The 19810-nt window shown below is 51.3% G+C and carries 15 protein-coding genes; 12 read left to right on the top strand and 3 right to left on the bottom strand.

Annotated elements, in window-relative coordinates; all coding sequences use genetic code 11:
- Window positions 1-284 precede the first annotated feature (284 nt).
- On the top strand, window positions 285-689 hold the full coding sequence (locus CPA50_RS08010) for an antitoxin Xre-like helix-turn-helix domain-containing protein (protein WP_096781873.1): 405 nt from the start codon (window positions 285-287) through the stop codon (window positions 687-689).
- Window positions 689-1402: an RES family NAD+ phosphorylase gene (locus CPA50_RS08005; protein WP_096781872.1), complete on the top strand. Its 714-nt coding sequence runs from the start codon at window positions 689-691 to the stop codon at window positions 1400-1402. Before CPA50_RS08010 ends, CPA50_RS08005 begins: the two co-directional genes overlap by 1 nt.
- On the opposite strand, the gene CPA50_RS08000 is transcribed toward CPA50_RS08005, so the two are convergent.
- Window positions 1399-3468 (bottom strand): bifunctional diguanylate cyclase/phosphodiesterase, encoded by a 2070-nt coding sequence (locus CPA50_RS08000; RefSeq protein ID WP_096781871.1) that lies wholly within the window; start codon window positions 3466-3468, stop codon window positions 1399-1401. The two genes, CPA50_RS08005 and CPA50_RS08000, sit on opposite strands and share 4 nt — an antisense overlap.
- Window positions 3469-3625: 157 nt before the next feature.
- Complete coding sequence (locus CPA50_RS07995; protein WP_096781870.1) at window positions 3626-4498, bottom strand: LysR family transcriptional regulator; 873 nt, start codon at window positions 4496-4498, stop codon at window positions 3626-3628.
- 155 nt (window positions 4499-4653) lie between these two features.
- Here CPA50_RS07995 and CPA50_RS07990 point away from each other — a divergent pair, with 155 nt between their 5' ends.
- Window positions 4654-5847 carry a YbfB/YjiJ family MFS transporter gene (locus tag CPA50_RS07990; protein ID WP_096781869.1) on the top strand — a complete coding sequence of 398 codons (1194 nt, stop codon included), beginning with the start codon at window positions 4654-4656 and terminating at the stop codon, window positions 5845-5847.
- 93 nt (window positions 5848-5940) lie between these two features.
- Here CPA50_RS07990 and CPA50_RS07985 read toward each other — a convergent pair whose 3' ends face one another.
- Window positions 5941-6192 (bottom strand): hypothetical protein, encoded by a 252-nt coding sequence (locus tag CPA50_RS07985; RefSeq protein ID WP_096781868.1) that lies wholly within the window; start codon window positions 6190-6192, stop codon window positions 5941-5943.
- Window positions 6193-6612: 420 nt separating this feature from the next.
- On the opposite strand from CPA50_RS07985, the gene CPA50_RS07980 reads away from it, so the two are divergent.
- The 9 genes from CPA50_RS07980 to CPA50_RS07940 all read left to right on the top strand — a co-directional run bounded on the left by CPA50_RS07980 (window position 6613) and on the right by CPA50_RS07940 (window position 19629).
- Window positions 6613-7647 (top strand): lipid A deacylase LpxR family protein, encoded by a 1035-nt coding sequence (locus CPA50_RS07980; RefSeq protein WP_096781867.1) that lies wholly within the window; start codon window positions 6613-6615, stop codon window positions 7645-7647.
- A gap of 108 nt (window positions 7648-7755) precedes the next feature.
- Window positions 7756-8079 (top strand): thioredoxin, encoded by a 324-nt coding sequence (gene trxA, locus CPA50_RS07975; RefSeq protein ID WP_096781866.1) that lies wholly within the window; start codon window positions 7756-7758, stop codon window positions 8077-8079.
- A gap of 142 nt (window positions 8080-8221) precedes the next feature.
- Window positions 8222-9169, top strand: coding sequence for a LysR family transcriptional regulator (locus CPA50_RS07970; RefSeq protein ID WP_096781865.1), 948 nt, complete (start codon window positions 8222-8224; stop codon window positions 9167-9169).
- 208 nt (window positions 9170-9377) lie between these two features.
- On the top strand, window positions 9378-10559 hold the full coding sequence (locus CPA50_RS07965; protein ID WP_179397168.1) for an efflux RND transporter periplasmic adaptor subunit: 1182 nt from the start codon (window positions 9378-9380) through the stop codon (window positions 10557-10559).
- An 11-nt stretch (window positions 10560-10570) separates the two neighbouring features.
- Window positions 10571-13738 (top strand): efflux RND transporter permease subunit, encoded by a 3168-nt coding sequence (locus CPA50_RS07960; protein WP_096781863.1) that lies wholly within the window; start codon window positions 10571-10573, stop codon window positions 13736-13738.
- On the top strand, window positions 13738-15144 hold the full coding sequence (locus tag CPA50_RS07955; protein WP_096781862.1) for a TolC family protein: 1407 nt from the start codon (window positions 13738-13740) through the stop codon (window positions 15142-15144). The genes CPA50_RS07960 and CPA50_RS07955 overlap by 1 nt, the downstream gene beginning before the upstream one ends.
- Before the next feature lie 189 nt (window positions 15145-15333).
- Complete coding sequence (locus CPA50_RS07950; RefSeq protein WP_096781861.1) at window positions 15334-16986, top strand: sensor histidine kinase; 1653 nt, start codon at window positions 15334-15336, stop codon at window positions 16984-16986.
- Window positions 16979-18337, top strand: a complete 1359-nt coding sequence (locus tag CPA50_RS07945) for a sigma-54-dependent transcriptional regulator (RefSeq protein ID WP_096781860.1) — start codon at window positions 16979-16981, stop codon at window positions 18335-18337. The genes CPA50_RS07950 and CPA50_RS07945 overlap by 8 nt, the downstream gene beginning before the upstream one ends.
- A complete protein-coding gene (locus CPA50_RS07940; RefSeq protein ID WP_096781859.1) occupies window positions 18334-19629 on the top strand; it encodes an ABC transporter substrate-binding protein in 1296 nt (431 codons plus the stop codon). The genes CPA50_RS07945 and CPA50_RS07940 overlap by 4 nt, the downstream gene beginning before the upstream one ends.
- The last annotated feature ends 181 nt before the right edge of the window (window positions 19630-19810 follow it).

Here is a 19810-nt window from a genome sequence, read left to right as displayed (position 1 = left end):
GGTAGTCCAGAAAGTCGTCAGGAATTTTCTCGTCAAGAGATGCAGTCTTTATCCAGTATACAGCGAACACGTTGAATATTGACGAGAACAGGGCGCCTGCTTTCAGGATCCTGGATCAGGTCGCAGGTAACCCCGTAAAGCTCTGAAATCAGGGCGGGAGTGATAACGTCGGATGGTGCACACCGGGGCTCTGGGCCAGTAAACTGGCCTCCCAAAAGAGTGTAGGTTTTTACAAAAGATGATATATTGTAAATATGTGAACAATATAGCGTCGAGGGGGTACCATGACAGCAATCGTTGAACGTAGAACCGAACATGGTGACCATGAAGCTGAGAAAGGGCGCGTGGCATTAAAGGGGTTCTTCCGGGTTACAGAAGAGTGGGGGTGCAGTACAGAAGAGCGGAGCAAACTTCTTGGCGGTCCTTCCAGAACTACGCTTTATAATTATGCGAAGCTCAACCCGGTCAAGCTTTCCAATGACACCATGGAGCGCATCAGTTACATCCTTGGTATCTACAAGGCTTTGCAGTTGTTGTACCCGACCCATGAACGGGCCAACCGCAGAATCCGGTTAAAAACATCTGAAGTTCCGTTTTGCGGCAAGTCGGCCATGGAATTCATGACTCAAGGCTCAATGATGAATCTGATGCTGGCCCGCCAGTATTTCGATGCCAAGCGGGGTTGGTGATGTTTTCCACCCCTCCGCTGTTCCTTCCTGAGTGGGAAACCTACCGGATTATACCCAGTCACTATCCGCCAATAGACCTTTTTGAGCGCATCTACGAACCAGAAGAATTTGAGCTGGCATTCGAGATTGAGGGAATGACCAACCCCCGCCTGCTTGATGAAGCCGGGGATATCGCTCTGGTACCTCCTGGTGACCGGGTCAGCGGCCCCGGAAGCACGCCTGTGATGGCATCGTTCACGCACCTTGGATTCGGAAGCCGTTTTGCTGACAGACATTTTGGAGTCTATTACGCCGCAAACACTCTTGAGGCAGCAATTCGGGAGACTGTATTTCACAAAGAGCGGGAATTGGCAGCAGCCAATGAAGACTCTATAGAACTCACCATGAGAGCCTATATTGGCAGCGTGACATCACAGATGCATGATATCCGTGGGCCGGAATTTACAGATCTGCATAATCCCGACGTTAATGACTATGTCCTGAGCCAGAAATTTGCGCGTCGATGGCGCAACAAAGGGTCAAACGGGTTGTTATACAACAGCGTCCGGCACCCGGGGAGTGAGTGTATAGCGGCATTCAAACCTAACGCTGTATCTATCCCGGTACAGGGGCCACATCTGAAATATTTCTGGGACGGCGACAAGCAACGTATTACGCACTGGGCTGAAATAGGAGAGGCGCATTCCCTTATTTCTGTGAGGGCCTGTACCTAGGCAATGGAAGAGTTACTTGAGGAGTCCTGAAGTCCAAGGAGCTCATTTGCAGGTACGGGTTTACTGAAATAATATCCCTGAACTAAATCGCATCCTAAACTATCCAGAATGATAAGTTGTTCGTGTAACTCCACACCTTCAGCAACAACCTGCAATCCCAGACTGTGTGCCATTGCAATGGTTGCTTTTACAAGATCGCAATCTTCTTTTTTTAAGGAAATTCCACTTATAAAGCTTCGGTCAATTTTCAATATGTCAAATGGGTACTCTCTTAAATAACTTAGTGACGAATACCCTGTTCCGAAGTCATCCATTGACAATTTAACGCCCAGTTTATGTAGCTCTTTTAATGTATCGTCAATGTATGAGCTTCTGGCCATCAGCAAGCCTTCTGTAATTTCAAACTCCAGGCTTTCAGGCTTGATTTCAGAATTCTCAAGGGAGCTTTTGATAAAACCAATTAAATCCGTATCCCGAAACTGGCGGGGAGACAGGTTAACTGCAATTGTATAGTCTTTTCTATGTGCTCGTCTCCATGCACTCAAAAATGCAAGAGATTCTTTGATCACGAAGCTACCTATGGGCGATATCAAGCCGGTATGCTCTGCAATCGGGATGAATTCGTCTGGTGTTATATTTCCGAGGGAGGGGCTGTGCCACCGAATCAGCGCTTCTGCGCCAACAATGCTTCGGTCCTTTACACTGTATTTTGGTTGGTAATATACTTCAAGTTCATTGTTTTCCAGAGCGTTATTTAATTGCTCTTCTATTTCGAAGCGGCGCAGCATAATGTCATTCATTTCTTTCGTGAAAAATGAATATGTATTGCGCCCTGAAGTTTTTGCCTGGTACATTGCGGTATCAGCATTGCGTAATAATTCAGACGCACTGTTTCCATTTTCAGGATATGTTGCAATTCCAATACTTAATGTCAGAACAAGCTCTCTTCCGTCAATATTAAAAGGTTTTCTGAAAACGTTCAGTAAGCTTTCAGAAATTTCTATTACATTGATCTCGTCTGATAATGTCCGAAGTAATATAATGAATTCGTCGCCACCCAGGCGACCGACCGTATCCGATTTCCTTACTGCCTGTGTCAGCCTGTTAGCGGCTTCAACAAGTATCTTGTCGCCAACTTCATGACCAAGAGAATCGTTTACTTTTTTGAAGTCGTCGAGGTCAAGAAAAAGAACGGCGGTTTTTTCGTTACTTCTTTTCGCATCCTTGAGCATTTCTGATAAACGGTCAAGCGACAAGAATCGGTTTGGAAGCAAGGTTAATGAGTCGAAATAGGCATGTCTTTTTATTGTTTCTGCTGATTTGTGTTGATCGGTTATATCCCGGACAATTATAACTACCTGCTGGTATGTTTTCAGGTAATTGAATCTTGCTTCAAAATAAATGGTGCCGTGGGGCATGTCTAAATAATATTCAAAAATCGACATGCTTTGTTCATTTATTGTTTTTTCAATGTGTATTATAAAGCTATCTGCAATTTTTCCAGGGAGTAACTTTGAGATATTTTTTCCGATAAATGCCTTGGGGGGGACGTAGAGATGTTTGTGGTCGCCGGCATGATAGTCAATAACAGTTCCATCTTTTTCCATCAGGAAAAATAAATCGGGAGTCGCCTCAAATACGGCTTCGAGCATATTTTCCTTGAAAACTGCTTCGTCTTTGGCTTTTTTTACCTCAGACAAGTCAATGTCAATGCAGAACATTTCATGCTTTCTTTTATTGTTAATAAAAAAGGCATGACTTGAAAATACGTTCACATCTTCGCCGGTTTTATTTCTAAGGGTAAGCTCAGCTGCGGGAATCTCTATGCCTTCATTGATCCAGTTTTTATGCGCTGTAATAACAGCATCGCGCATTTCTTCAGGAATGATCAGGTCCTCCAGACGCCTTCCCAGGGCCTCTTCCTCGGTGTAGCCATATAAAAATTCACTACCTCTGTTCCAATAGGTGACTTTCCGTTCCTCGTCATAACCCTGAACAGAAATCGCGTCTACCGCATCGAGCAATAGATGAACAGAATCCTTGGTAGATGTGCGGTTTTTTATCATATTGCTTGTTCAATTTCCTGTTGGTTTGGGGCCGCTTCCTCAAGCACAGCATTAATTTCAAGATAGAGCAATCACAGACTTACATCAAGAACGCCAGGTTATTATCAGTGTAGTCATTCAATGACTGCCCCGGAGGCAGGTGAATCCCACACAACTTTTAATACGGCCATCGAACGGTAGATGCAAAATCGACAAATTGATTGATTTCCTGTTCATTGTCACTTGCTCCCCATTCAAAACCAACTGACCTGACTGCCGACAACCCTGAAAGCGGACGTTTTATGATATTCGGTGAGTCGTAGTGCTCGGGAACGATTGCAATTCCAACCCCCTGTTCGACCAGTGACAAAGCACGGTCGTCCTGGTTGGTAACGTATGCGACATTCAGCCGCACTCCGGACGATCTCAGCAGGTCTTTCAGCATGAACCGGTATTCACAATGAGAGCGGGAGATAAAGGGCTCTTTTCCCAGATCCTCAAAACTTAAAGATGGCACCTCGCACAGGTGGTGATGGACTGACATGGCTACTTTGTAAGACTCGGAAAACAAGGGTTTCGTATGAGTAAAGTGGTGGTGTCCTGGGCGGTCACCAAGCAGGGTTAACGCCATATCAATCCGGCCGCTTCCGGCAAATTCCTCCATTTCTTCCATGGTTGCGTCAAATACCTGCAACTTGAGCCCGGGATTCTCACGGCGGTAGGGCTCAATGAGGCGGGCAACATGGGTAATGGATAAGGTGTTGATAACGCCAAGTCTTACCCTGCGCTGCTGGCCATGATGCTTCAGTTCATCGCGGGCTTTATTGCATTCCCCGACTATGCGCGTGGCACGTTCGAAAAGCGTTCTGCCGGCTGGCGTTAACACGACGTTGCGCTTGTTTCGTGTAAATAACTTTACGCCAAGTTCGGCTTCCAGTTTTGCGATTGAAGCAGAGAGAGCCGGTTGGGAAACGAAAGCCCGTTTGGCTCCCCGGGTAAAACTTTCGGATTCCGCGGCCGCAAGAAACAATCTCAGTTGCTGTAGCTCCATGTCATAACCAATGGTTGTGGTAGGTATATAAATAATCGATTTTATCTATGGTATTTGCTGGGATACGCTTTTACCAGTACCACCACTGGTTGAAGAAGGGGCACGACTATAAACAACCCCGTCCGGCCTGACATTCAAGAAGCACTGAGGCATGTATGGCTGATCCTGTACAACGTTACAAGGTACTGACCGCAGGGGTGCTAAACCTGATTCTGGTCATGGGTATATCCCGCTTTTCTTACACCCCTTTGCTGCCTGTTATGCAGGAAAGTGCCGGGTTGGGGCCAGCAGAAGGGGGATGGCTGGCATCAATAAATTACCTGGGGTATCTCGTCGGGGCGATAGTTGCTTCCATGATCAGTGATCTGGCTCTGAAGGATCGCCTGTATCGCATTGGCCTGGTGGCGGCGCTTGTTACCACTGCGGGAATGGGGCTGACTGAGAATATCTGGCTCTGGGCAATCTTTCGTTTTCTGGCAGGACTTAGCTGTGCAGCCGGCATGTTGATTGGTTCGGGACTGGTTCTTAACTGGCTGATCCGGAACAACCATCGTAGTGAGCTCGGCATTCAGTTCAGCGGCGTTGGACTCGGAATGATTCTGTGCGCCGTTGCGGTTGAACTGATGAGTTCCGTATTTGACTGGCGCCAGCAATGGCTGGTGCTGACTGCCATTGGCGCTGTGATTCTTGTCCCGGCATGGGGGTGGTTGCCACGGCCAGAACCTGTGCCTGCAAACCATCAGGCAATGAAAGATTCCCCGCCGGACCCTGTTTTTCTGAAGCTTTTCACCATTGCCTATTTCTGTGCTGGAATTGGTTATGTCGTGAGTGCCACTTTTATTGTGGCCCTTGTTGATGAGCTTCCCGGGTTGGAAGGGAAGGGGGTATGGGCCTTTTTAGTCATGGGGCTGGCGGCAGCTCCGAGTGCCATTCTCTGGGACCTGATAGCCCGGCGATTTGGTACCCTGAATGCGCTGATCGCTGCGAGCCTGCTCCAAACGGCAGGTATTCTTTTACCGGTGATTGAGCCCAGTATTCTGTTAACCATGTTGGGAGCGATTCTTTTTGGCGGGACTTTTGTTGGCATTGTTTGCCTTGTACTGACTATGGCAGGGCGATTTTATCCTTCGCGACCCGCAAAATTCATGGGAAAAATGACCATATCGTTTGGATCTGCCCAGATCATTGCTCCGGCAATTACTGGCCTGCTCCGTGAATACAATGGTGATTATGCCGCCGGGCTTTATGCCGCAGCAGCTGCGATGTTGGCAGGAAGTGTGTTGCTGCTTATGGCCAGGAGCCGGAAACCTGGTGTAAAACCCTTGGTTGCCACCGACGTCAAGCTGTAAATCCTTTCGTCTGCTTGTTGACCAATAGCGCATGGACGCGGATTGATTGGAAAACGCACCGTCCCTGGTGCCTCGCAAAGAAACTGTTTCTATCTAGCCGTGGCTTGCTGGCTGGACTTGTCCACGAATAACAACCTGGCCGCTGTATGGTGCTGGTTGCGCAGATTTGTAAGTGCCTTCATCCGACTGAATCTCTCCGCGAATAACGACTTGGCCTGAATACGGCGCTGGATGCGCCGGCGCTTCAATAACTACGTCTGATTTACGGTCGGCAAGGCTTGCCTGTGCAGGCAGGGCAACGACGGCGGCGAGAGAGGCGATGGTGATCAGTGCAATGTTGCGCATAACAAATTCCCCAGTACAGTTTTGATTTGATACTCGTATTGAAGTCGTCAACCTGTGCGACCTCAGTTGCAGCGAATTATGCAGATCGGATTCACTGGTGAATAATTTTCAAACGGTATGGGAAATATCACTCAGTATGATGTTTCGTTGCTCATCTCTATATTTGCAATTTTGTTGGCTGGTAGCTTTCACACTCAAAATAAAAACATATAAATACTTTTAATACATCAAGTTACGTTGTTAAGATGATGTAGGTTATAAATAATTATGGGAGCCTCGACAGGGCAGCGATGGTCGTAAAAATACCTATCTATCACCAGCCGTGATAATTGAAATTTGTATAACTGATTAGTTTTACCGGTTCGCCACCTCAAGAATAGCGCCAACTTTTTTCCGACCATTGATACCTCGGAGTTGGCCATGCTAAGCCGTTCACTTGCCATTTCATTTGTTTTTGCGATTTTTTCAACGACAGCCTATGCAGAAAACACAGGTTCGGTGCTGGCAATCTCCACCGACAACGACCTTTTCGCCCCAACTCAGACCGACAGAGACTATACCGCCGGAGTTTCAATAACCTATTCCTCGAATTCAGACGGGTTCAGCAATAATGTGTTCTCACGGGCGACCGGCAATATTGACCAGAGGTTACTCGGTGGGTTTTTCCAGCTTCCATTAAAGCCTGTGAGTACGGCGCTGGAGTTTGGCGCTTATGGATTTACGCCGGAAAAAATAGAAGCAAAGACGATCGATAGGGATGATCGACCATACAGCAGCCTTGTGTACATCTCCTCAAGTCGCAGCTACCAGCAGCCGGGATCCGGGGCTGGGTGGACTACGTCATTGACTGTCGGGGCGCTGGGTCTTGATGTATTTAAATCCGGCCAGAATACTATCCATAAGGCGATCGGGAGTGAGCGGGCCGAGGGTTGGGGGCACCAGATTTCAGAGGGAGGAGAGCCGACTCTTCGCTATTCTGCAGCCTATCACCAGTACCTGAATGCAAGTCAGCCTGACCGGAAATTCAAAGTCACATATTTTGGCTCAGTCGGCTATCTGACTGAGTTCGGAGCTGCACTGGTATTTCGCGATGGACTTATCTCATCGCCGGACAATCGTTTTAACCCGGAGTTGATGGCCTATGGAGAGCGTGCCCCATCGGTATCAACGCCGGGAGGCCGGGAAGACTATTTCTGGGGCGGCATGTCAGTCAAAGCCCGCGCCTACAACGCCTTATTGCAAGGCCAGTTCCGTGATTCCGACCATGAGCTTGGCGCAAATGACCTGAATATCCTGCTTGCTGAAGTTTGGGCCGGTTACACCCATAGCTTTTGGGCGGGTACGGAATTGAGCTATGTCCTACGGGTTCAGAGTTCCGAAATCAGGAGTGGCAAAGGCAACCGCACCCTGGCTTGGGGAGGGTTGGTGCTCAGTAAGAGGCTGGGGGCCTCCTGATACACCGGGAGTTATCACTCAGGTAAATACGAACTATACCTGCTCCAAATTAGTTATACCGGTCAATCGGGCGCATCTTTAAGCTGAATCAATAATCGGAGTATAGAAATGACAGACATGGTTCATGTGACTGATGCAAATTTTGAAGATGCAGTAATTGGCAATCAACAGACTGTCCTGGTGGATTTCTGGGCGCCGTGGTGCGGCCCATGCAAAGCAGTGGCGCCGCTTCTTGAAGAAATCGCTGACGAGTTCGGTGACCAGTTGGTCGTAGCCAAGGTAAATGTTGATGACAGTCCGCAAGTTGCAGCGACTATGAAAATCCGGAGCATACCCACGCTGGTTCTTTTCCGGAATGGCGATGTGATTGCACAGCAGACTGGTGCCGGCAGCCTGAGCGAGCTTCGAACCTTTGTTAAAGGGCACTTATAGCAACAGATGAAAAAGCCTCCGTCTCCGGAGGCTTTTTCACTTTAGTTTCCCCGGAATGTGGCTTGCCGGTTCACCGCAGTTGCGACGGCACCTTTTACCGTTCAGACTGGAAAACGGCTCCTCCTGCCCAGGTACTTTAGCGATGAAAACTCAAGAGCTTCAACTGCTCTATATCTTTGATGCGATCATGACTGAACGCTCTGTCACCCGCGCAGCCGAAAGGCTCTCGATGACCCAACCGGCAGTCTCCAACGCAATTTCCAGGATGAGGCATGTCTGGAATGATCCTCTCTTCGTTCGCAAAGGGCGCAATATCGAGCCAACCTCTTACGCAAGAAGCCTCTGGGATCAGGTTGGCGGGCCAATGTTTGCCCTGACCAATGCGGTACACGCGACCCAGTTCGAGCCAGCCGATTCACGACGGAAATTCCGCATCGCCGCGACTGACGTGATCGTTGAACTGATCTGGCGCCAGTTGATTGAGTTGCTTGAACGTGAAGCACCGGGCATCGATCTGCATGCAGTGCCATATACCCCAGAGGGCACCCACGATGCTTTACGTGAAGCCCATGTGGACCTCGCTGTTGGTGTGCTGAATCACCACGATCATAGTCTTCGTAGCAGTTGGTTATTTGATGGGGGTTATGCTTTGGCCATGCGAGCGGATCACCCGCTTGCTGGTAAGCAGATAACCATGGACGAGTTTCTGGAAGCCCGGCATTTACTGGTAAGCATGTCCGGAGATGCGCATGGTTTCGTGGACAGTTATCTGGATCAGAAAGGCAAAAGTCGACGCATTGCTGCCACAGTCAATCATTTTTCCATCGTCCCCGAGATATTGAGAGAAACCAATCTGATTGCCTCGGTTCCGGAAATGATCAGTCAGGATTGTGGTTTTGTGAATGGCCTGTGGATGGGCGATCTGCCATTTGACGTTGACCCTACCAGCCTCTATCTGGTCTGGCATGCCCGCCATGACAGAGATCCCGGAGTGATCTGGATCCGGGATCACATTGAGCGACTCCTTCAGGAGCGCTGGCATGATGTCATGACAAATTCTCCCTGTGGCCGTCAGTCGAGCACCCGCTGACGCTGACATTGCCCGATTAACCGCAGTAATTATCCTGACTCATCATTTCCGGTGATATTGCAAATGCCGGTTCATGATTATTCGTTGATCCCGCCTGAAGGAATAATGCGCCCACGCAAACCTCATGAGAGGAGCTGGGTGGGGCATTTTCGCCAATAGTTCTCTCATGATTTCCTCTTTCAAAATAGTAAAGTCTCAGAGGTTACTCATGAAAATCCCATTACTGGCGCTGATAACTGCAACAACACTATTGCTTGCAGGTTGTGACCTCGCTGAGACCGCCCAGGCCAGCCCGCCCCAAGGTCAGGCACCGTCTATTGAGGTGCTGAAAGCCCGGTCTTTTGATGTGCAGCCCTGGAAAACCTATACCTCCCGTATTGAGGCCCCAGAACAGGTTGCGTTACGTCCGCGCATTTCGGGGGTTGTAGAGGCCATACACTTCGTTGAGGGTCAGGCGGTCAAAAAAGATGACCTGCTTATTACTCTGGATAGCCGTTATCTTGCCGCTCGTGTTGATCAGCTTAGCGCAGAATTGGCCAGTGCTAGCGCAGCCGTGCGCCAGGCTGAAAACGAATACAATCGGGCTAAGCGCCTGATTCAACAGCAAGCCATCTCCAAAGAGCAGGCAGAACTGCGCCAGTCAGTTGCTCAGCAGCGCCGGGCTGATGTGAACTCCATAAAGGCTCGTCTGACGCAGGCTGAACTTGATCTGAGTTACGCGTCTATCCGGGCACCGATCGCCGGTACTATTTCCCGTGCAGAGATCACTGCCGGTAATACTATATCTGCCAATCAAAGTCTGTTGACCAACATCTCGTCCCAGCAGCAGCGCTATGCCTATTTCAACATGGAAGAACGCACCTGGTACCGCCACTACAGTAAACGGGAAAACGCTATTAGCGCACCGGTGGTGGTTCAACTGATCGGTGAAGAGGGATACCCCCATCGTGGTGTTATCGATTTTGTCGACAACGTCATTGACGAAAGCTCCGGCACACTGCGAATTCGCGCGGTGCTACCCGATGAAGAAGGTCAGCTGTTACCTGGAGCTTTTGCCCGCGTCCGCCTAGCTGTGGCTAAAGCCAGTGCAAAGGTGCTGGTGCCTGATCGCGCTATCGCCACGGACCTTGGGAACAAGTTTGTGCTGACAGTGAATGAGGACAATCAGGCGACTTACACACAAGTGTCTCTGGGTGAGCGGTTTGGTGACTATCGTGTGATTGAAAGTGGTCTGGCGGAGGGTGTGAGTGTGGTCATTAATGGGACGGCCAAAGTCGGCCCGGGCATGACCATTAACCCAGTTGAGGTAGATATGGACACCCATGACCTGCAACTCACCCTGAACGCTCAGTTGTTGAATAACACGCAAACCGCTGCGGCGACCCGATAAGAGTACTGACAATGAAATTTGCCCACTTCTTTATCGACCGCCCAATCTTCGCAGCGATGCTTTCCCTGATCATTCTGATTGGAGGCGGCATCTCGCTTTTTCAGCTTCCCATCAGTGAATACCCGGAGGTGGTTCCGCCAACGGTGGTAGTGACCGCCAATTACCCCGGCGCCAATCCCAAGGTGATTGCGGAAACTGTCGCCTCTCAGCTGGAGGATGAAATCAACGGCACGGAAAACATGCTTTATATGTCATCCCAGGCCACATCCGATGGCCGGATGACGCTCACAGCAACCTTTGCCCTGGGAACCGACCTGGACAAGGCGCAGGTACAGGTACAGAACCGGGTAAACAGTGCGTTACCCCGGTTGCCTGAGGAAGTGCAACGCCTGGGTGTGGTGACCGAGAAATCGTCACCGAACCTGTCTATGGTCGTTCACCTGTTCTCGCCAGATGACTCCCGCGATATCACTTATCTGTCGAACTATGCAGAACTGAATGTAAAAGATCATATCGCCCGCTTGGGTGGCGTTGGTGACGTTCGGCTGTTTGGTGGCGGAGAATATGCTGTGCGAGTCTGGCTTCGCCCAGACGACCTTGCCTCTCTCAGCCTGAACGCTTCTGAGGTTGTTGCTGCTATTCGCGCACAGAACCGGCAAGTGGCGGCTGGTTCTCTGGGTGCCCAGCCTTCACCGAACGAAAACCAGTTTCAGGTTTTGTTGAATGTGCGCGGACGTTTGTCGACTCTTGAGGAGTTCCGCGACATTGTTATCAAAGTGAGCGACGAGGGCGCCGTTACCCGCCTGGGAGACGTGGCACGGATTGAACTGGGACAAAACACCTACGCATTGCGGGCTATGCTCGACGGGCAGCCTGCGGTAGCCATGCCAATTTTCCAGCGCCCTGGGTCCAATGCCATTGAGCTGTCCGATGATGTGCGGGCGACCATGGAAAGGCTGTCCGGGAATTTTCCGGAAGGTGTTTCCTATGAGGTAGCTTACGACCCGACGGTGTTTGTTCGCGGCTCGATTGATGCAGTCATTATGACCTTGCTTGAAGCGGTGGCGCTGGTTGTACTCGTGGTCATTCTGTTTCTGCAGACCTGGAGAGCGTCAATCATTCCTTTGGTTGCTGTTCCTGTATCCCTTATCGGCACTTTTGGCGTAATGCAGTGGCTCGGTGTTTCCATCAATACGCTGTCGTTATTCGGGATGGTTCTGGCCATCGGCATTGTGGTAGATGATGCAATTGTCGTGGTGGAAAATGTTGAGCGGAATATTCATAAGGGCTTATCACCAAGGGAAGCCACCAAAGTGGCGATGACCGAGGTCACCGGTCCGATCATTGCCATTGCTTTGGTGCTCTGTGCCGTGTTCATCCCGACGGCATTCATTACCGGTCTTTCCGGCCAGTTCTACAAGCAGTTTGCTCTCACTATCACCATCTCTACCGTGATCTCAGCATTTAATTCACTCACCTTGTCGCCAGCGCTCTCAGCGCTGCTTCTGAAAGGTGAACATGAAAAGCCGGATCGCCTGACCCGTGGCCTGAACTTCGTCTTTGGTCGCTTTCTGTTCAAGCCGTTTAACCGCCTGTTTGATGCCAGCGGCGCGGGCTACGAGAAGCTGGTAAAAAAGCTGATTCGTTACAGCGCGATTGTTGGTGTTGTGTATATCGGCCTGACAGCGTTTTCTGGCCACCTGTTTAACCAGGTGCCCGGCGGATTTATCCCCGCGCAGGATAAACAATATCTGGTGGCTGTTGCGCAACTCCCTGATGCTGCCAGCCTTGACCGGACTACCAGCGTGGTCCGTGAGATGGAGTCCATTGCGTTGGCAACTGCGGGCGTTGCCAACACCGTTGCATTTCCGGGACTTTCGGTTAATGGCTTCACAAATAGCCCAAACAGCGCGGTCATCTTTGTACCTTTGGATGACTTCTCGAAGCGCGGAGAACCAAATCTGTCAGCAGGCGCCATTGCCGGCAAACTGAATGAACAGTTTTCGCGGATTGATGAAGGCTTTGTTGCGGTATTCCCACCACCACCGATTCTGGGCCTTGGCACCACCGGTGGCTTCAAGCTGCAGATTGAGGATCGCGACAATAAGGGCTTTGAGGCGCTGTTTACTACACTGCAGAGCGTTGTAGCCAATGCTCAAAAACATCCCGAGTTGGTTGGTCTGTATTCAAGCTTTCGGGTTCAGGTTCCCCAGCTGGATCTTGAAATTGATCGCGAACAAGCGCTTCTGCAGGGCATTCCACTGGAATCCGTGTTTAGCACTTTGCAGACTTATCTGGGCTCTGTGTATGTGAATGACGTGAATATGTTTGGCAGCACGTATCAGGTAATGGCCCAGGCTGAAGCGGAAAACCGGCTGGACCCTGAGGATATCCTGAGCCTGAAAGTCCGTAATGCCAAGGGCCAGATGGTGCCCCTGGCGGCCGTAATGAACGCAGTGTCCACCACCGGACCGGACCGGGTGATGCGCTACAACGGCTACCCGAGTGCCGAATTGAACGGTAGCCCGGCTCCGGGATTCAGCTCTGAACAGGCCCGCCTGGCCATAGAGCAGGTATTGGCGGACACGCTGCCGGAAGGCATGGACTATGAGTGGACAGAGGTAACCTACCAGCAGGTTCTGGCGGGTAACACGATGGTGTATATCTTCCCGTTGGTGATATTGCTGGTGTTTATCGTTCTGGCTGCTCAGTACGAGAGCCTTAAGCTGCCATTTGCCATCATTCTGATTGTTCCCATGACATTGTTGTCCGCTCTGCTGGGCGTATCCCTTACTGGTGGCGACAACAATATCTTCACCCAGATCGGGTTGATCGTTCTGGTAGCCCTTGCCAGTAAAAATGCCATTCTGATGGTTGAATTCGCCCGCGATCAAAACCTGCAGGGCAAATCACACCTTGAAGCCATTGTTGAAGCTTGCCGTTTACGTCTCAGGCCTATTCTGATGACCTCCATCGCGTTTACGGCCGGGGTTGTGCCATTGATGCTTGCCACCGGAGCTGGCGCTGAAATGCGTCACGCGATGGGCATTGCAGTGTTTTCAGGGATGATTGGTGTTACCGCCTTTGGCCTGCTGTTTACTCCCGTGTTCTATTCCGTAATGACTCGGGCGAAGAAAGAAGGCGCACTCCAGGCCACAGATAGAGAGGAGACAGCATAATGCTGCATATTAAGGGGCTGGCGGTGGTCGCAACTCTGGTGGTTCTGGCTGGGTGTGCCAGTCTTCCGGATCACAGCGGGAAGGTGGATTACACTCAACAATACCTGAACGGGCTGACATTCTCTGTTGATGATGCGCAGACGAACAACCAGCTAAGCCGGTGGTGGGAAGCCCTGAATGATGGGCAACTCAATCATCTTGTGGACCTGGCACACACGGTGAACCTGGACCTTCAGGCGACAGACATGCGCTTACAGGAAGCACTTGCGACCCTGGGCGTTAGTGAATCAGAGCTTTTGCCTCAAGGTGGCGGCATTGCTGAGTACAGTATTTCAGAGCGCGATGGCACTAGACTGGAGTCTTCGGTTTCAGGCGCGCAGGTCAGGTGGGAGCTGGATCTTTTTGGCCGGATACGGTCGGTAATTGATGCAAGAGAGGCTGGTGTTGCCAATGCTCAAGCCCGGAAACGTAACGTTATTAAAGAAGTTACGGTGGGCGTTGTTCAGGCTTACCTGCGTTGGGAATCTGCCCGTCAGCAGGTTGCATTGATTGAATCTGATATGCGGGCACTCGAAGCCAGTCTCGCACTGATAAACAACCGGGTAGACGCAGGGTTGTCTCCCCGGCTTGATCTGGCTCGAGCAGAAACTCTGTATCATCAACAGCGCGCGATGTTACCGGTGGCCATATCTGATCAATATCGCACACGCACCGGATTGGCCCTTCTGCTGGGGCAGGACCCGGAAAGGGTGATTCTGAACGCTGCCCCGGAAACGCTGCTTAAAGCGCAGGCATTACCCATAGGCTCGAATTTCGCCCAGGCGATTCAGGCACGCTCTGACATTTCTGCCGCGCTGGCGGAGTTGGCGCAACAGGCTGCTCTGTCCGAGGCCGCAGTTGCTGAGCTATATCCTCAGGTTTCAGTGGAAGGCTTTGGCGGGGTGAGTAACATCGAATCCGGGGGTGATGGTTTTGCGGGTGTCTGGAGCGCTGTGCCACGTATTTCATGGGCGGTGCTCAGCTATCCAATGCTTTTGAAACAGGTTGACGTTCAGTCTGCCCGTACTGAGGCTCAATATGTGGCCTATCGGAAAACGGTGGTGAATGCGGTTGGGCAGGCGAGGATAGCAGCCGAGCACTTCACCCAAAGTGCCCGTTCCGAAAGTGCCAGTGAGCAGGCGTTGATTGCGTCCAGAACGGCATTCAATACGGCCAAAGCCCTGTATCAGGAAGGGGCGATTGGCTACATTGATTACCTCGATGCAAATAGAGAGTGGATCGCTGCGCAGCGATCACATCTGGAAGCGCAACTCGACGTGGCGGATTCGCGTGTGAGCGTGCTTCGCGAATTCAGTGGGTTGTGGAGCCATCGGCTTTTCAGTGTGGTGGATGTTTCCGCCCAGTGATATCCGCGGACGATTAATTACAGCACTTGAAATGTTGGCGTATTAATTGCTTTTCATTCGATAGTTAACAGATAGTGTTAAGCCCCGGGCTCAGGCCAATACTTCAAGAGTGATCGATCGTTGAGGGAAGCTACAGGAAACCAGATAAAAATAAGTTTATGGCGCAACAGTCTCCTACGGCGCTACCTGGTGCTTGCATTGCTGGTTACTGTGCTGCCTTTGTTGGTGGTTACCTGGCTTTATGACCGTTTTACCGGTGAATTGCTTGAGGACCTGGGGGAGCAGAAAGTTCAGCACTCCATGAATGCTACCCGTGCGGCGTTGTCAGGCTTTCTGAAAGCCCGGCAGTTTGAGCTCGAAACGATTATAGATTTGCCGAACATCGAACGGTTCGTGTCGTGGGATCCATTGTCATCCGAGTTAGAGTCGACTCATGCGCTGATCAGCTTCGAGACTGACAGCTTCGATATCTATGGTGTGCTTTTCTTCGATGATCAATGGCAACTGAAAACGGCACTGCCAGGTGTTGCATCATCCGGATCTCCTTATTGGGGGGAAATGGAGTTGTCGCTGCAAGGATTGCCCAGGAGAAAATTCGCTGATTTCTGGTTAATAGGGCCGCAAGCGCCTCGCCGGGGGCATTCAGGCTGGTTTTTGCTGGCAGCACCATTGCCACTGAGTTCCGGGGACACGTCTTCTCCCGGATTTGTTGCGTTGCATGTTCGTTTGGCCAGCCTGACTGAGTTACTTAGAAACCAGACCCGGATCGACGGCTTCATGCCATTATTAAGTACCTCTGAAGGGCAACGTTTTACCGTAAATGGTCAACCTGCTCTGGACCAGGCGTCCAGTTGGCTCAGTCAGGAATTTGCGCCGGGCTGGTCGGTAGAAGTACTCAAGCAGAATCCCGCTGTCAGCCTCAGTCAGGAGTTCAGGCGCCCTGTTTTCCTTCTGGGAGTAGGTGTATCTGTTGTGCTGGTCAGCGGCTTCCTCATGACGCTTATTGTGCGGATTAAAAGACGTTTTGTGCCCTTGATAGAAGGTGCGGAAGCTGTCTCCAGAGGGGATTGGAATATCCATATCCCCCCGGAAGGAAACGATGAAATTACACTTCTGGCCAAAGCATTCAATCGCATGGGTGGCAGGCTCCAGGCATTGATCGATTCCCGTCTCGACGTTGAAAAGAAAGCGGTTCTTGGTGAATTCTCGGCCAGTATTGCCCATGAGGTTCGTAATCCTCTGGCGACCATCAAGGTTTGTGTCCAGAGTTTTCCCGTGGATGACGATCCGCGGAATGCCGAACTGATCACGCTTGTTCTGGAGGAAATTGATCGCGTCAATGGGGTGGTTGAGAACCTGCTCAGCTTTGCCCGGCCTTTTGATCCCGAGCGTGTATGGGGAAGTGCCGGCGATCTGCTTCGGCGTCTGGCAGCCTTGATTGCCCCCCTGGCTGTCAGAGAAAACATTCATTTAAGTCTCTCCGGCGATCAGGGTGCTCAGTTGTGTGTGGATGAAAATCAGATACAACAGGTGCTGATGAACCTTGCGCTCAACAGCATTCAGGCGATGCCGGAAGGTGGTGAGTTGAATCTGGACGTTCAGACGGTTAAAGAAAATACGGTGATCATCGTTGGTGACACGGGTACTGGTATGGCCCCTGAAGCGCTGGAAAGGGCCACGGAGCCTTTTTACACGACCAGGAGCCAGGGCACTGGCTTGGGTTTGTCTATTTCCAAACGCCTGGTACAGCTTAATGGCGGAAATCTGCAGATTAGCAGTGAGCCGGGAGCCGGGACCCGGGTTTCGCTGATATTCAATGCTTCAAGGGATATTCATGGATAAGGCACTGGTTCTGATTATTGATGATGAGCAGCGCCTGGTGCGCTCGTTGCAACTGGCACTTGGAGCCGACGGCTACGGGATTGCAACTGCCTATACCGGTAATGACGGAATCGAAACAGCTTTGGATTGTCAGCCTGACATGGTGTTGCTGGACCTGCGGCTTCCGGACCTCAGCGGCCTGGAAGTGCTGAAACAGTTGCAGCTGCAATTGCCTGGCTGCCCTGTGGTGATGTTTTCCGCCCACGGGGACATCAAGGTTGCCATTGAAGCGTTGAAAAATGGTGCCCTGGATTTCATTACCAAACCTTTTGATATTCACGAGCTGAAATCGTTGATTGCCCGCACCCTCGAACGCTGCCGGCTGGACAGAGAAGTGCACTTTTTCCGCGAACGGGAGCTCGGGGAGGTGCGTCTGATCGGCCGGAGCGACGCGATGCGGCGGTTGCATGAAGACCTGACCCGCATCGCCCGTAGCGGAGCCAAAACCCTGCTGTTACAGGGCGCTTCAGGTACAGGTAAAACGGTAGTGGCGCGTGAGGTACACCAGCTGTCGAAGGTGGCCTCAGGTCCTTTTGTTGAAGTGAATTGTGCCGCCTTGCCGGAACAATTGCTGGAAGCAGAACTCTTCGGGGCGGAAAAAGGAGCCTATACCGGGGCTCATCAGCGTCGTTCAGGGCTGGTGGAGTTAGCCAACGGTGGCACCTTGTTTCTGGATGAGATCGGAGAGATGCCTCTTGCGCTGCAGGCTAAACTGCTGAGCTTTCTTGAAGACCACACATACAGGCCCATCGGATCCAGCCGGGTCCATCAGGCTGAGGTGCGGATTGTTGCGGCTACAAACCGGGAATTAGGGCAGGCTGCAGAAGAAGGCAGTTTCAGGGCGGACCTTTATTACCGCCTTAATGTGATGCCGATCCGGGTACCTGCACTGGAACAGCGCCGGGAGGATATTCCCCTTCTGATCGAACATTTCAGTCTCAAGATGGCCTCTAGTGAAGGCTGTTCCCCGGTGTTGTTTGATCCGGAAATAATGGCACACCTGACAGATTATGAATGGCCGGGCAATATTCGCGAACTGAAAAACCTGCTGGAACGTCTGACCGTGCTTTATCCCGGTGAAGTGGTAACTCATTCCATGCTGCCACCGGAAATGCAGCCGACTGATCATTCAACGCGCCTTGCCGATAATTCTGATAGCTCTATTGGAGATCGACTGGCGGAAACGGAACGAGACATTATTCTCAGAACCCTGGAGCAGGCAGGTGGGAGAAAGGGAGCCGCGGCAGAAAAGCTCGGCATATCCCGCCATGCGCTCAAACGGCGATTACAGAAACTGGGGATCGCAGAATGAACCCCCGAAGTGTTTTGAATCTACCTCGGTTTTTCCGCAAGGCTTTCGGTGCAACCCTTGTTCTCTGGTCGCTGGTGCCTCTGGCATACGGTCTGGAGCTTCAGGAAGGGGAGGAGTTGGCGGAACCTGATTTAACGATCGGCTGCCTTTATCCTTTGACAGGGCCGATGGGGTTTTTCGGTCGGGACGCTGATGTGGCGATAGGCATGGCACTGGATCAGCTAACGCTTCTGAATCAACAGTACATAAATGCTGGTGAAGCGAGGCTTTATCCGCATCTGAAAGTTCTTCTGGAGGACAGTAAAGGCAAGCGCCACCGAAGCATGACCCTGGCCCGACAGCTGGTAGAGGAACAGGGTGTTGATATTCTTTGCGGCATTGTCTACTCCAGCATCGCACTTGAGATCAGTGCTTATGCCGAAAGGCAGAAGATGCTTTTCATTGGCGCTGGCCACACTTCATCAAGACTGACACAGGCGCCCGTTAACCCATGGTACTTCAGGGTCAACAATGACAGCCGCCAGTCCATGCGGGCGGGTGCTCGCTACCTTAAAGAAATGCAGTCTGAAACACCCTGGACCACGCTGGCCTATGTCGGCCCCGACTACGATTACGGCCACCAGGCACTGGAAGACCTGCTGGAAGGGTTAGAGGCCCTGGATGTTCCCTTTGAGATCAGTGCGGAGTATTACCCAAAGCTCTCGGAACCGGACTATTCGGCCTATATCGAAGCACTTTTGCTTTCGCCTCCGGATATCGTGGTCTGTAATTTTTTTGGCGATGATTTTGCCAATTTTGTGCGGCAGGCGCACCTGCAGGGTTTGTTGGAGGTCAGTCAGTTAGCCAACTTCGATACCGGAGGAGGGTACAGTGTTATGGCGGCGCTGGGGAACGATCTGCCTCCCGGAGTCATCCTTGCAGGGCATCACCATAATAACTGGCCGGACACCCCGGGAAACCGTGAGTTTGTAGGGGAGTTTTACCGGCGCAGCGGCAGATACCCGAATTTCATGGCAGAGAGCAGTTATTCCGTGGTCATGGCGGTTGCAGAGGCCTGGCGGAAAGCGGAGACGATGGATGCTGAAGGGATTCGCCAGTCGTTAGAAGGGCTGAAATTGTCACTGCCGGAAGATCCGCCCGGGTTTCAATCCTGGATCGACCCTGTCAGTCATCAGGTGATGCAGGTTATCGCCATAGGCGAATCGATTCCCAATGACGACTATCCGCCGGCCACGCGTATGTTGGGTAACTGGAAGATCTATAAGCCTGAGCTTGAACCCCCGAATCGTTAACACTGCAGGCCACCCCTCCAGGTCTGTTTTGCCCAATACCATGAGCGGCTCCCGCTCATGGTCAGCCGAATAGTGAGCGGATACCGCTCATTATTCTGATCGGTGATGAGCGGTATCCGCTCATTATTTACCGCTCCTCATACCCGCGTGACAATTACCCCAATAAAAACAGAGCCCTGTT

Origin of the sequence: Marinobacter sp. ANT_B65, from assembly GCF_002407605.1 — a bacterium.
Taxonomy (GTDB): Bacteria; Pseudomonadota; Gammaproteobacteria; order Pseudomonadales; family Oleiphilaceae; genus Marinobacter.
The sequence above is the reverse complement of the archived record's forward strand: the minus strand, read 5'-3'. Positions and strand labels throughout refer to the sequence as shown.

What these genes read in the sequence shown, in the direction of transcription:
- CPA50_RS07970 (WP_096781865.1), top strand. Translation starts at nt 8,222, where the DNA reads ATGAAAACTCAAGAGCTTCAACTGCTCTATATCTTTGATGCGATCATG.
- CPA50_RS07965 (WP_179397168.1), top strand. Translation starts at nt 9,378, where the DNA reads ATGAAAATCCCATTACTGGCGCTGATAACTGCAACAACACTATTGCTT.
- CPA50_RS07980 (WP_096781867.1), top strand. Translation starts at nt 6,613, where the DNA reads ATGCTAAGCCGTTCACTTGCCATTTCATTTGTTTTTGCGATTTTTTCA.
- CPA50_RS07990 (WP_096781869.1), top strand. Translation starts at nt 4,654, where the DNA reads ATGGCTGATCCTGTACAACGTTACAAGGTACTGACCGCAGGGGTGCTA.
- CPA50_RS08005 (WP_096781872.1), top strand. Translation starts at nt 689, where the DNA reads ATGTTTTCCACCCCTCCGCTGTTCCTTCCTGAGTGGGAAACCTACCGG.
- CPA50_RS07995 (WP_096781870.1), bottom strand. Translation starts at nt 4,498, where the DNA reads ATGGAGCTACAGCAACTGAGATTGTTTCTTGCGGCCGCGGAATCCGAA.
- CPA50_RS07985 (WP_096781868.1), bottom strand. Translation starts at nt 6,192, where the DNA reads ATGCGCAACATTGCACTGATCACCATCGCCTCTCTCGCCGCCGTCGTT.
- CPA50_RS08000 (WP_096781871.1), bottom strand. Translation starts at nt 3,468, where the DNA reads ATGATAAAAAACCGCACATCTACCAAGGATTCTGTTCATCTATTGCTC.
- CPA50_RS07960 (WP_096781863.1), top strand. Translation starts at nt 10,571, where the DNA reads ATGAAATTTGCCCACTTCTTTATCGACCGCCCAATCTTCGCAGCGATG.
- CPA50_RS07955 (WP_096781862.1), top strand. Translation starts at nt 13,738, where the DNA reads ATGCTGCATATTAAGGGGCTGGCGGTGGTCGCAACTCTGGTGGTTCTG.
- CPA50_RS07940 (WP_096781859.1), top strand. Translation starts at nt 18,334, where the DNA reads ATGAACCCCCGAAGTGTTTTGAATCTACCTCGGTTTTTCCGCAAGGCT.
- CPA50_RS08010 (WP_096781873.1), top strand. Translation starts at nt 285, where the DNA reads ATGACAGCAATCGTTGAACGTAGAACCGAACATGGTGACCATGAAGCT.
- trxA (WP_096781866.1), top strand. Translation starts at nt 7,756, where the DNA reads ATGACAGACATGGTTCATGTGACTGATGCAAATTTTGAAGATGCAGTA.
- CPA50_RS07945 (WP_096781860.1), top strand. Translation starts at nt 16,979, where the DNA reads ATGGATAAGGCACTGGTTCTGATTATTGATGATGAGCAGCGCCTGGTG.